This is a genomic window from Ignatzschineria sp. 22MB058224, assembly GCF_058188435.1.
On the sequence record NZ_CP187366.1, the window covers coordinates 820,475 to 832,525 of the forward strand.

Annotated in this window: 11 protein-coding genes; 4 read left to right on the forward strand and 7 right to left on the reverse strand. The window is 37.4% G+C overall.

Going from position 1 to position 12,051, the window contains the following annotated elements; all coding sequences use genetic code 11:
- The 6 genes from ureG to ACPF7B_RS03410 form a co-directional block, all read right to left on the reverse strand.
- A complete protein-coding gene (gene ureG / locus ACPF7B_RS03385) occupies nt 1-633 on the reverse strand; it encodes an urease accessory protein UreG (protein WP_490506230.1) in 633 nt (210 codons plus the stop codon).
- A 19-nt stretch (nt 634-652) separates the two neighbouring features.
- Complete coding sequence (locus ACPF7B_RS03390) at nt 653-1,339, reverse strand: urease accessory protein UreF (RefSeq protein WP_490506231.1); 687 nt, start codon at nt 1,337-1,339, stop codon at nt 653-655.
- Between the two features lie 52 nt (nt 1,340-1,391).
- Nucleotides 1,392-2,078 carry an urease accessory protein UreE gene (locus ACPF7B_RS03395; RefSeq protein WP_490506232.1) on the reverse strand — a complete coding sequence of 229 codons (687 nt, stop codon included), beginning with the start codon at nt 2,076-2,078 and terminating at the stop codon, nt 1,392-1,394.
- A gap of 70 nt (nt 2,079-2,148) precedes the next feature.
- Complete coding sequence (locus ACPF7B_RS03400) at nt 2,149-3,867, reverse strand: urease subunit alpha (RefSeq protein ID WP_490506233.1); 1,719 nt, start codon at nt 3,865-3,867, stop codon at nt 2,149-2,151.
- 71 nt (nt 3,868-3,938) lie between these two features.
- Nucleotides 3,939-4,421 carry an urease subunit beta gene (locus tag ACPF7B_RS03405; RefSeq protein ID WP_490506234.1) on the reverse strand — a complete coding sequence of 161 codons (483 nt, stop codon included), beginning with the start codon at nt 4,419-4,421 and terminating at the stop codon, nt 3,939-3,941.
- A gap of 16 nt (nt 4,422-4,437) precedes the next feature.
- Complete coding sequence (locus ACPF7B_RS03410; protein WP_490506235.1) at nt 4,438-4,740, reverse strand: urease subunit gamma; 303 nt, start codon at nt 4,738-4,740, stop codon at nt 4,438-4,440.
- Nucleotides 4,741-5,494: 754 nt separating this feature from the next.
- Here ACPF7B_RS03410 and ACPF7B_RS03415 point away from each other — a divergent pair.
- A complete protein-coding gene (locus ACPF7B_RS03415; RefSeq protein ID WP_490506236.1) occupies nt 5,495-5,686 on the forward strand; it encodes a hypothetical protein in 192 nt (63 codons plus the stop codon).
- A 275-nt stretch (nt 5,687-5,961) separates the two neighbouring features.
- Here ACPF7B_RS03415 and ACPF7B_RS03420 read toward each other — a convergent pair whose 3' ends face one another.
- Nucleotides 5,962-6,540 (reverse strand): HutD/Ves family protein, encoded by a 579-nt coding sequence (locus tag ACPF7B_RS03420; protein ID WP_490506237.1) that lies wholly within the window; start codon nt 6,538-6,540, stop codon nt 5,962-5,964.
- A gap of 249 nt (nt 6,541-6,789) precedes the next feature.
- On the opposite strand from ACPF7B_RS03420, the gene glmS reads away from it, so the two are divergent.
- The 3 genes from glmS (at nt 6,790) to ACPF7B_RS03435 (ending at nt 12,031) form a co-directional block, all read left to right on the forward strand.
- A complete protein-coding gene (glmS, locus tag ACPF7B_RS03425) occupies nt 6,790-8,631 on the forward strand; it encodes a glutamine--fructose-6-phosphate transaminase (isomerizing) (protein ID WP_490506238.1) in 1,842 nt (613 codons plus the stop codon).
- 316 nt (nt 8,632-8,947) lie between these two features.
- A complete protein-coding gene (gene rnr, locus ACPF7B_RS03430) occupies nt 8,948-11,305 on the forward strand; it encodes a ribonuclease R (RefSeq protein ID WP_490506239.1) in 2,358 nt (785 codons plus the stop codon).
- A 117-nt stretch (nt 11,306-11,422) separates the two neighbouring features.
- The gene (locus ACPF7B_RS03435; protein ID WP_490506240.1) at nt 11,423-12,031 is read left to right on the forward strand and encodes an ankyrin repeat domain-containing protein; all 609 of its coding nucleotides are present in this window, start codon (nt 11,423-11,425) and stop codon (nt 12,029-12,031) included.
- The last annotated feature ends 20 nt before the right edge of the window (nt 12,032-12,051 follow it).

Here is a 12,051-nt window from a genome sequence, read left to right on the forward strand (position 1 = left end):
TTATTGTCTCGCTGCTGAGTGAGTGAAGAGAAATTTATCCATAATCATATCCACTAACTCTTCGATACCTTCACCCGTTTTGCAGTTGGTTAAGATATAAGGGCGATCGCCCCGAACAACCTTCGTATCATGCTCCATGACTTCTAAACTAGCCCCAACATACGGTGCTAAATCGATCTTATTAATAATAAGAATATCAGCTTGTACTAATCCAGGACCATTCTTACGAGGAATTTTCTCTCCTTCTGCCACATCAATCACATAGATGTAAAAATCCGCCAAAGCTGGACTAAATGTCAGAGTTAAGTTATCTCCTCCACTTTCTATTAAGATCACATCACTATCGGGGAATTTTTCTTCCATCTCTTCCACTGCCGCAATATTCATACTTGGATCTTCTCGAACAGCTGTATGAGGGCATGCACCAGTCTCAACTCCGAGGATTTTTTCTTCGTCCAAGATCCCTTTTAATGTACGTTTGACTTGCTTAGCATCTTCTGTCGTTACAATGTCATTTGTAATAATTAACGGCTTAACACCTCTTTCAATCAATAACGGAGTTATGACTTCAATAATTGCTGTCTTTCCCGATCCAACCGGACCACCAATTCCAATACGTGTCATTTTTTTCATAATAAATCCTTTAATTTTTTTAGTTCATAAATAAACGCACAAATGATTGTGTATGAATAGAAGCTAAGAGATCAATCACAGGAACATAGGTTGCCATCTGTTCCACATCACCACATTCTGCAATTTTACAAAATTGTTCAATTTCCTCATTCAACTCGAATAAAATATGCTGAGTTTCGTAATGGGTGACACGCATTAATCGCATTGCAGCACTTAATATAGTCATTGCAATACCATATTGATGCATGACCATGACATCGCGCTCTGCAATGCCTTGCTCCGCCATTAAAATTGCTTGCGTAACGGGATGTGTTCCAGGAACGTCTCCCGATTTAATAATTTTTAACCATTCAGTAATCTTCGGCATATCTGTTGTATGAGCGGAAATTTCAGCGAGCTTTTTCCCCATTCGCGTCGTCATTAGCCTCGCTTCTTCATTGAGCTTACGATTGAAAACCGCCCAATCAATTTTTTTTAGGGCATCAAAATCATTCTTCAGAAGTGCTCGATGAGCCGCTATTAGCGCAATACCGTCACTTTGAGCTGCAATCTTTAACGAAGTTTTAACAAAAGACCGCAAGGTCTCCTTATCTTTTACAACCCCTTTTTGAATTGCAGCTTCAACTCCATTTGAGAAGGTAAATCCACCAATAGGTAGTGCAGAGTCTGCAAATTGTAATATTCGAATAAGTTCAGATGCTTTCATACAGATCCCAAGATTATGATAAACAGTAAAAATTAATCACATCACATGTTATTTAATGCTTGCGCGCATGTGAGTGTAAATGTGGGTGATCTTCTGTATCATCTTTATGCAAGTGCTCATGCGAATACTCATGGCTATGTGAATGAGAGTGACTATGTGAATGCTCATGAGAATGAACGCCAGAAACATGAATATGCGTATCAGTCTCTTCTGATCCACCAAAAAGTAATCTTGCTTCTGAATGTGACATTTTTGGAAGAATTGCATCTCCAGAGACAAACTCAAAAGAATCTTCACCGAAATTATGAGTCTTCATCACTGAACGCATTACCTCTTTACTCACCGAGAGCGGTACATAAACAAAGTTATCTTTCAATACAGCTTTCCAATGTTGATTTCCTAATGCGTGACCGAGCTCAAAAGAAACTCGAACCTGCTCTTCTACTGGAAGTGCTTTTAACCCTGCCAAATTTACAACCATCACTTCACGAAGAGATATCTCGACGACAATCATTGTATTGGCACTTTCATCAAAAAGGATCACATCACCATTTGTCAATAAAACATTGCGGTCAAGAGCAATACCTAAATCTTGCCCTTTCTCCGTGTGTTTACGACAACGACTTTTTTGCGCATCGCGTTGGTCGAGTATTAGCATATCAACATCGGCTTGCTCTTTGCGAGCCTTCCAGATTGGATCTTTGTAGATATTGCCTAGGATATGTTCGATAATAATCATCTGTTTGCCCTTTGTATATCAAATTTCTGCCCACAAACAGATGTAGGCAGAATTTTTATTAAGATGTTCATTAACTAAAGAAATAACGTTGGTTCATAGCCGCTGTCGAAATTGGTTGACATGTTGCATGTTTACCATCGACTTTTACAGCGAACGTTTCTGGATCAACATCGATATGAGGAGTAACATTATTGCGCACAAGATTATGTTTTCCGATTGCACGGCAATTATTGACTGCCATTACTTGTCGATCTAAACCCGCTTTTTCCTTAATTCCATCATCAAGAGCTGCTTGCGATACGAATGTCACACAGGTATCTTGCATAGTTTTACCCATTGCACCAAACATCGGACGATAGAATACGGGCTGTGGTGTTGGGAGTGAGGCATTTGGATCCCCCATTGCAGCCCAATTAATCATTCCGCCTTTAATGACTAATTTGGGTTTAGCTGCGAAGAAACGTGGATCCCATAGTACTAAATCAGCCATTTTTCCAACTTCAATGGATCCTAAAACATGACTCACACCTTGTGCAATTGCCGGGTTAATCGTAATTTTTGCTACATAACGTAAAACGCGGAAATTGTCATTGCCTGGTGCATCTTCAGGAAGCTTACCTCGTGCGGCCTTCATAGCATTTGCGGTTTGAATGATACGCAGCCAATTTTCACCAACACGACCCATCGCCTGTGAGTCACTTGAGAACATCGAAATAACGCCCATATCATGAAGAACATTCTCCGCAGCAATTGTTTCTGGACGAACCCGACTTTCAGCAAATGCAACATCCGATGGGATATTAGGATTAAGATTGTGACAGACCATAATCATATCGAAAAGCTCTGCCTGACTATTTACACCAAAAGGTAATGTTGGATTAGTCGAACTAGGTAAAACATTCGGTTGACTCACAACCTTTAAAATATCTGGAGCATGCCCACCACCAGCACCTTCTGTGTGATACGTGTGAATTGTACGCCCTTCGAATGCTTCGATAGTATCCTCAACATAACCGCCTTCATTAAGACTGTCAGTATGCACCGATATCTGTATATCATATTCATCGGCAATTCTTAATGCATGACGAATTGCATTACCGGTCGCCCCCCAGTCTTCATGAACTTTTAAACCTGCGGCTCCTGCAACAAGCTGTTCAATTAAGGGGCCTCTTGCATATGAGTTCCCCTTCCCTAAAATACCAACATTAATGGGTAAACCTTCAACTGCACGAAGCATTTTTCGCATATTCCATGGACCTGCTGTTACAGTTGTTCCATTGGTTCCATCTGTTGGTCCAATACCACCACCAAAGAAAGTTGTAACACCATTCGAAAGTGCTGCATAGGCTTGCTGAGGTGAAATATAGTGAATATGTGAATCAATGCCAGCAGCAGTCAAAATAAGATGTTCGCCGGAGATAGCATCTGTTGAAACACCCGCCACCATGCCTGGAGTTATATTATCTTGGATATTAGGGTTTCCACTCTTGCCGATACCAGCAATTTTTCCATCTTTTATCCCAACATCTGCTTTAATGACGCCTAAACGAGCATCAACGATTGTGACATTTGTAATTACTAGATCTAGTACACCATTATCACTTGTTAAAGTATTATTAGCACCCATTCCATCTCGGAGTGATTTTCCACCACCATACACAGATTCCTCTCCGTAACCACGGAGATCTTTTTCAATCTCAATATACAGATCGGTATCACCTAAACGAATTTTATCACCGACTGTTGGACCGAATAATCCACTATACTGTTGTCTAGAAATTTGAGGCATAACTTTTTCCTTCTAATTTATCGAGAGCTTCACTGCGAAATAAAGAAATATCTCGCAACTATCCCATTTCATTACTCTGGACTATTTTTAAAACCGTGCGCAATTGCTTTTTCCAGCGCAATTGCTTTAGCTGGTCTTTCAGTTTTAGCGACATTTTCGCCCGTCCATCCATCAACCACATTATTAAATCCATACACCGTTTGTGTACCACCGTAAGGGATTAAGCTAACCTCTATCTCATCACCTGGTTCAAAGCGAATAGCAGTGGTAGAAGCAATATTAAGGCGTTTTCCATAGGCTTGGGCTCTATCAAACTCCAAAGCGCGATTTACTTCAAAAAAATGAAAATGTGAACCAATTTGTATTGGTCGATCTCCTGTATTTCTCACTTTAAGTTTAGTAACAGGTTTATCTTCATTAAATGTTATAGGCGCATCGGCTAACACAACCCCACCAAGTGGCGTTGGAATAGGTGTATCATTAATGTTTGCTTTACTAGGAGTAGACGGTGCTACTTTTGTGCTTTTTTCCGCATCAATTTTTGTATTACTCATTTCAACACCTCATCAACTATTTAATAGGATTATGAACCGTTACAAGGCGTGTTCCATCGGTAAAGATAGCCTCAACCTGAACTTGAGGGATCAAGTCACCAACGCCTTGCATAACATCATCTTTTGTTAATACTGCTGCTGCCTCTTTCATCACATCTTCAACAGACTTTCCATCTCTTGCGCCTTCTAGAGCTGTCACGGTAATAATGGCAACGGCTTCTGGATAATTTAATTTAACGCCTCTAGCACGACGTTTTTCTGCGACATCTGCCAAGGTATACACCATTAATTTTTCGATTTCGCGGGGGGTTAATTGCATAACATCTCCTAAATTCACATAATCAAGAACTCAAAACAGTAAGGATTTTTTGTAAATTACGACTAAAAATTCAAATATCACAAAATAAAAAAACTGCTTATTTTATTAAGGGCTTAAATCAACAGTTCGCAGTCATACGACATGTGGATTATATTTCTCAGTGTATCCAAACAACCAATAATATCAAATATTAATTTATAATCGTTGACTTAAATTTAATATATCAAACTTCTTAATCAACCATTGCGAAATTGAATATTTTTGAACTCTAAGATCAGAGAAAATCACACAGAGTCATTCCTTTTGATTTACCCCATGTTTTTTTGATTGAAAAAATAGACTTTGACAATCCAAGGTGTTATCATCCCGTATCGTTAAGTGTTTATTAGTTATTATTACAATCAAAATTAAAACCTTTCATATAACGACACTTAGAGATAATTCAGGTATCTAATTGCGAGCAATTAGAAGTTTTAGACAAACATCATTAAAAGAAAATTAGACAATTTTAATGAATGTTAAAAATGTGTTTGCAACACATCCAATGTATATTCTTTCTGTCATATGATAATGAGTGGAAAATGATAGAAATGAAATTAAGCAGATAAATATCATTTAACAATGTACGAATGTAAAAAAAACATTTAATGTAAACTAAGCTTCATTCAATTAAATATTTGAAGCTTATTGCAATGAAAAATCTTTTGCGTTGCATCCTACCAATAAAAACAATAATTATTAGGAGATTTTAATTATGAATATAAAACAACCCATTGATAGAAATGGAATTACTGTGACTGTTGGCAATAGTCTAGTAAAAGAAAATCGCTGCGAAACAATCATTCGAGTAGATAATAATACCGAACAAGTTTGGTACAAGAATGGCGGCTTTGACTGGTTCGAAGAGATGAAACACTATGTTCAAAAGCCAACAGGATCCTGCTAATCATGGACACTCAATCATTATATTATGAATTACAGTTCATTGATAATGAATAAAAGCCCGCAAAATGCGGGCTTTTTTACTGTTTCAATCCACTAAATATTTTGGATAATTTTGCTAAGAATTTAAATAACCAATTGTAAACTTACTATTAAGCTAAAAACCTTTAAAATCTAATATAAAACATCCCGCTTTTCACGGGATGTTTTAACAATTGAGACCTTTAGAAAACCTTAAGGCAAGTACTATTAATCGCTTAAACTATGAAATGTAAAAATTTACTGGTTCCAAAATTCTGTAACTAATAGAGATGTTGAACCTTCATAGCTACTAAACACTAGATCTACTCCATCGTATTCCTTAAATAATACTGAATCAAACTCCGCCAAAGGAACTACTTCACCTTCAAAAATTAACTCACATGCCTCAAAAACTGTCACCAACGTAAAATCACCTTTACGATTATAGACATCACCTTTCTGAAGGGTAATACATGAAAGTTCATGAGTACTATTCTCATCGCGGCTCATCACGTTATAATCAAGAACGGGACCATTGACACTTAAAACCTCAGCATGATCACCACCATCAAATTTAACTATGGGGCCTTGATATGAGAGTATTTGTTTCATCCCCCCTAATTTAAGCTCTGCACTTTTACCAGCTAAAACACTAAGACTACGAGAAACACCGGGATAGTGTGAGAAATTTCCAGGGAAGATAATGGAAGCCGCGCTAACTCGCCAATGGAAATTCGCTAAGTCGGCATCTAATGGCCAAATGATGATCTGCCTCGTTGTTCCAAGTCCATTTTTCCAAGGTTTTTCATCCAAAGTGCTGTATTTAATCAGTTCCATAATATAAATATCTCTTTAAAGAATTAAAAGAATCTATCAAAATCCCAAAAACGAATTCAAATAAGATACAAAAAATAATTGCCTACCCCTTAATGATATTGATTTTTACAATCTTTTGCAAAGATTCATCAAAAAGTAACCAGCATTAAATGCCCTGCTTTTCAAGCTAAGAATTTTTCTTGTAATTTAGTTATAAAAATCCGTAAAATGATAGGTTAATAACTTTTCATTAATAAAGAGAGTCAGTAAATGTGTGGAATCTTTGGTGCAATCAGCCAGCAGAAAAATATTCTCCCAACCCTTTTACAGGGCTTAGAACAACTCGAATACCGAGGTTACGATTCTGTTGGGATTGCTTTTTTAGAAGATGGTGAGTTACGACGAATCCGTGCAGTTGGTCGCGTGCAAAATCTCCTCAAAGATGCAGAAGGGCTATGCAGTCATATCGGCATCGGCCACACACGCTGGGCAACGCACGGTGGTGTTTCTGTTGAAAATGCTCACCCACATCAATCGCACAACTTAATGATTGTTCATAATGGCATTATAGATGCCTATGAAGAGCATAAAAAACGTCTTGAAAAAGCAGGATATCTCTTTACTTCTGAAACTGATACTGAGGTTTTAGCACATCTTCTACATGAAGCAACAAAAAGCACACCTGATCTTCTTAGTGCTATTAAAAAAGTAATCACTACTGTTTCGGGAAATTATGCACTATTAGTTCTTGATCAAAATAACCCAACCCAATTAATCGCAACAGCCCAAGGCTGCCCTTTAATTGTAGGGTTAAAAGATGATAGTACCTTTATCGCTTCAGATATTGCAGCAATTGTTTCAGAAACTGATCGCCTCATTCACCTTGAAGTAGGTGATATTATCGTAATGGAAGCCGATCAAATTCCTTACTTTTCAAATCTTGCAGGTCAAGAACTAACGGCAGCAGAAATCTCTGCTAAAGTGCATATTTCGAACCTTACCATTGAAAAATTAGATATCGGTAATTACCAACACTTTATGCTTAAAGAGATTTTTGAACAGCCAGTCGTTATTGAAGACACAGCTAAACAAGCATTAACAAAAAAATTTGATGCTACACTCTTTGGAAATAAGGCAGAAAGTATTTTTAAAGAGATTAAGCAGATCCAAATTCTTGCATGCGGTACCTCCTATTTTGCAGGATTAGTTGCAAAATATTGGTTAGAATCTATCGCTAAGATCCCTACATCTGTCGAAATTTCCAGCGAATACCGTTATCGTAATATTTTAATGGGTGATAAAACACTTATCGTTACTATTTCACAGTCCGGCGAAACCCTCGATACCATCGAAGCGATGAAGCACGCAGAAAATAGTGGTGCATTTGCAACACTCTCGATCTGTAATGTCAAAGAGAGCGTTCTACCTCGCACAAGTGATTGCCATTTCTATACAGAAGCAGGTATTGAAGTTGGTGTTGCTTCTACTAAAGCCTTTACAACCCAACTAGTTGCTCTCTTTATTCTAGCCAATAGCATTGGAAAAACTCAACGTATTCTCGATGAAAAAACTTTAACTAAGAATATTCAACGACTACATGAGTTACCAGCGATGATCGTTCAAAGCTTTAATTGCCAAGAAGATGCAAGTCAATGGGGAAATCTTTTCACCAATGCTCACAGCGCCCTCTATCTTGGGCGTGGAATCCATTTCCCTATTGCAGCCGAAGGTGCTCTAAAACTAAAGGAAATCAGTTATATTCATGCAGAGTCCTATCCTGCCGGTGAATTAAAACATGGACCTTTAGCATTGGTCGATGATCAAATGCCAATCATCGCCCTACTTCCTGACGATGAACTTTTTGAAAAGGTACGTGCAAATTTACATGAAGTTCTTGCTCGTAAAGGTCAACTCTTTATTATAACGGATAGTAAAGTTGCATTAGATGATTTGAAAGGTGCGCATATTATGCATGTACCTGAGGTATGTGATGCACTAAGCCCTATTTTATTAACTATTCCTGTGCAGTTAATTGCCTATTATGCCGCATTAGTGCGTGGAGAAGATATCGATAAACCTCGCAATCTAGCAAAATCTCTGACTGTTGAATAAGTTTACTCCATCAAGGTAAAATCACCCATAAAGTATTATAAAAACGACTTTTTGGGTGATTTTTGTCATTTTATTACTACTTTTCGAGCTACTCCTTGCGAAGATACTCCTATAACTCTAACTTTGTCGATATAAAACTAAAACGATTTATAAGAGATTTTCAAATCCATTCAATAAATTGATGAACCAGTAGAATCAAATTAATGATAAAGTAGATAGAACTCTATTTTCAATGACTAAACTCATCTGATGGGTGGTTTTAGCCTCAATTAGATATACCAATATCTATATCAATCCATAAAGGAACAAATAATTAGTGAATGATGTAACCAAAAATCTTGAATATTTTGCCAAATATTTTGAAAATGACGCAGAATACCAAGAACAAAAAGAACAATACGGACGGGCTATACCGAGCCGAGCATTTATTTTAGAATTAATACAAAGCCATTCTAATCTTGATTTTGAAGGGATGGCAAAAATTTTTAAACTCCGTAAAAATTGGGAGCTTGATGCATTAGAAAATCGTCTTAATGCAATGATTCGTCAAGGTGCACTCTATCTTGATCAAAATGATAAAATTCATATAATCAATCAAGAGCAAATATTTACCGGTATTGTTTCAGGACATGCTGAAGGTTATGGCTATCTTGATATTAAAGGTGAACCTTCTCTCTACCTATCGCCCCAGGAAATGAAAAAAGTGCTTCACGGAGATACTGCCGAAGCAGTAATTTCTGGAATCGATAATCGAGGTCGTCGAATCGGTACCATCACGAACATTGTGGAACATGCTCTTGAAGAGATTATTGGCCGTTTTTATCGTGAAGATGGGAAAAATATTGTTATTCCTGAAAATAGAAAAATTGCTCAAGAGTTTTTCATCTCGGAAGATAAAACCTTAAAAGCTAAGAATCTTGATATTGTTCGCATTAAAATCACACAATATCCTTCAGAAACAAAACCATCTATGGCAGAAGTTTTAGAAGTATTTGGGAATGAGATGACCGTTGATATCGAAATTATGCAGGCAATTTTAGAGCATAATATTCCCCATCAATTCTCGAAACAGACAGAGAGTGAGATCAATAATATTGCTGACTCTGTATCAGATAAAGAAGCAGCAACACGAAAAGATTATCGCAATCTACCATTAGTCACCATTGATGGAATTACCGCGCGCGACTTTGATGATGCGGTCTATTGTGAGCCTTTAACTAATGGGCGTTATAAACTCTATGTTGCGATCGCTGATGTTGCGCATTATGTCCATCGAGATTCCGCAATTGATCAAGACGCATATCTTCGTTCAACCTCTGTCTATTTCCCAAACTATGTTGTACCGATGTTACACCATAAACTTTCAAATGGTATCTGTTCACTCAATCCTGATGTTGATCGTTTGACAATGGTGGCTGAATTAATTATCGATTCGCAAGGCGACCTCATTGAGTATGCATTTTATGAAGGAGTAATGCGTTCTCACGCACGCCTGACTTATGAACTTGTTCAGCAAATCATCGATGGTGATGAAGCATTAAGGACGAGTTATAAATCACTAACGCCTCATCTTGATCACCTATATGAACTCTACAAAATTCTTCGTAAAGCTAGAAATGAACGAGGCACTATCGATTTTGATACCGTTGAAACACTTGTTTTATACGATAATGATGGAGAAATTTCCAAAATTGTTCCCGATGCACGATTTAATTCTCACAAAATTATCGAAGAATGCATGATTACTGCCAATATTGCAGCAGCAAAATTTGTAGAAGAGAGTGGACTTCATACTCTCTACCGCGTCCATCCAAAACCTGATGAGAAAAAACTTAATACATTAAGAGAATTTCTTAAAGAATTTGGTCTTGGTCTTGCTGGAGGGCTTGAGCCAACACCAATGGATTATGCCAATACTTTAAATGCCGCAAAAGAGTTGCCAGCATTTAACATGATTCAAACAGTGATGCTCCGCTCATTGAGTCAAGCAATCTATCAACCTGAAAATGATGGCCATTTTGGTTTAGCTTTGAGCCATTATGCACATTTCACTTCACCAATTCGTCGTTATCCAGACCTGCTACTTCATCGAGCCATCAAAATATTGCTTCGAAAAGAAGATAAACAACAGTTCTATAATGAAAAACAGATGATTGAAATGGGGGAGCATACATCAATGGCAGAACGCCGAGCCGATGATGCAACTCGAGATGTGATGGACTGGTTAAAAGCAAAATATCTCGCTCGTTTTATTGGTGATGAATTTGAGGGAAAAATTACTAGCATCACAAGTTTTGGCATGTTTGTAGAGCTCGATAATATCTATATCGAAGGTTTAGTCCATATCTCTAAACTTCAAGGAGATTATTTCCTGTATGATGAAACTAAGCATCGTCTCATTGGTGAAAGAACTGGGCAGCAATATCGTCTTAGTGATATCGTTCGGATCAAAGTTGCAGATTCGAATCCTGAAACGAAACATATTGATTTTGACTTAATCTCACCAGTAATCGAAGGTAGTGAAAATAGTAAATCAAAATACTCAGTCCCCAAACATTCAAAGAAATCTTCTAAAGAACGCGAGAAAAAACATCGTCCTAAAAAAGGCTCGCGTATCAATCGCAGTGAAAAAGGTTCTGAGAAAAAATCTCACAAGAGACGGAAAAAGAAATAACACTCTATTCGTTCAGTAATTATTACAAACGTCTTAAGGTACATTTCAAAAGTAGCGTTTTCCATTTAGAAAACGCTATTTCTCCTATAACAACCACTTCATTTTATAAAGGAACTAATGATGCCTAATCAAAAATTAGACTTTCATACTGCCGCCTGTAAGGGCGATATCAAAACTTTAGAAACGCTACTTGCAAAAGGATTTGACATCAATCATACCAATCGTCAAAAACAGACAGCTATTCTTCTCGCTGCGATGTTTCAACAATATAGTGTAATCGAGTTTTTAATCAAGAAAGGAGCCGATATCAATGCTCAAGATGAAACCTGTCTTAATCCATTTCTATGGGGTTGTTTAAATAATGATCTAAAGTTAGTGCAGATAATGCTAAATGCTGGTGCAGATCTTGAACGATTAACGCGCTTTGGAGGCGTTGGTATCACTCCAGCTGCAGAAAAAGGCCATCTTGAAGTTGTTAAAGAACTTTTAACCACTGATATTAACCTCAATCATACTAATTTTGTAGGATGGACGCCGCTCATTGAAGCCATTATTCTCAATGATGGCGGGAAAAAACAACAAGAAATTATATCCCTACTGCTTCAACATGGAGCAAATCCCACAATGACCGATAAGTATGGTAAATTGCCAATAGAACTTGCTAAAGAGAAAGGATATAACGAAATCGTATCACTTCTCGAACAAGCGATGAATGGGAAGATTTAGTTCTACTAAAGCAATTTCAC

Coding starts and splice junctions, on each gene's coding strand:
- ureG (WP_490506230.1), bottom strand. CDS start 633: ATGAAAAAAATGACACGTATTGGAATTGGTGGTCCGGTTGGATCGGGA.
- ACPF7B_RS03390 (WP_490506231.1), bottom strand. CDS start 1,339: ATGAAAGCATCTGAACTTATTCGAATATTACAATTTGCAGACTCTGCA.
- ACPF7B_RS03395 (WP_490506232.1), bottom strand. CDS start 2,078: ATGATTATTATCGAACATATCCTAGGCAATATCTACAAAGATCCAATC.
- ACPF7B_RS03400 (WP_490506233.1), bottom strand. CDS start 3,867: ATGCCTCAAATTTCTAGACAACAGTATAGTGGATTATTCGGTCCAACA.
- ACPF7B_RS03405 (WP_490506234.1), bottom strand. CDS start 4,421: ATGAGTAATACAAAAATTGATGCGGAAAAAAGCACAAAAGTAGCACCG.
- ACPF7B_RS03410 (WP_490506235.1), bottom strand. CDS start 4,740: ATGCAATTAACCCCCCGCGAAATCGAAAAATTAATGGTGTATACCTTG.
- ACPF7B_RS03415 (WP_490506236.1), top strand. CDS start 5,495: ATGAATATAAAACAACCCATTGATAGAAATGGAATTACTGTGACTGTT.
- ACPF7B_RS03420 (WP_490506237.1), bottom strand. CDS start 6,540: ATGGAACTGATTAAATACAGCACTTTGGATGAAAAACCTTGGAAAAAT.
- glmS (WP_490506238.1), top strand. CDS start 6,790: ATGTGTGGAATCTTTGGTGCAATCAGCCAGCAGAAAAATATTCTCCCA.
- ACPF7B_RS03435 (WP_490506240.1), top strand. CDS start 11,423: ATGATGCCTAATCAAAAATTAGACTTTCATACTGCCGCCTGTAAGGGC.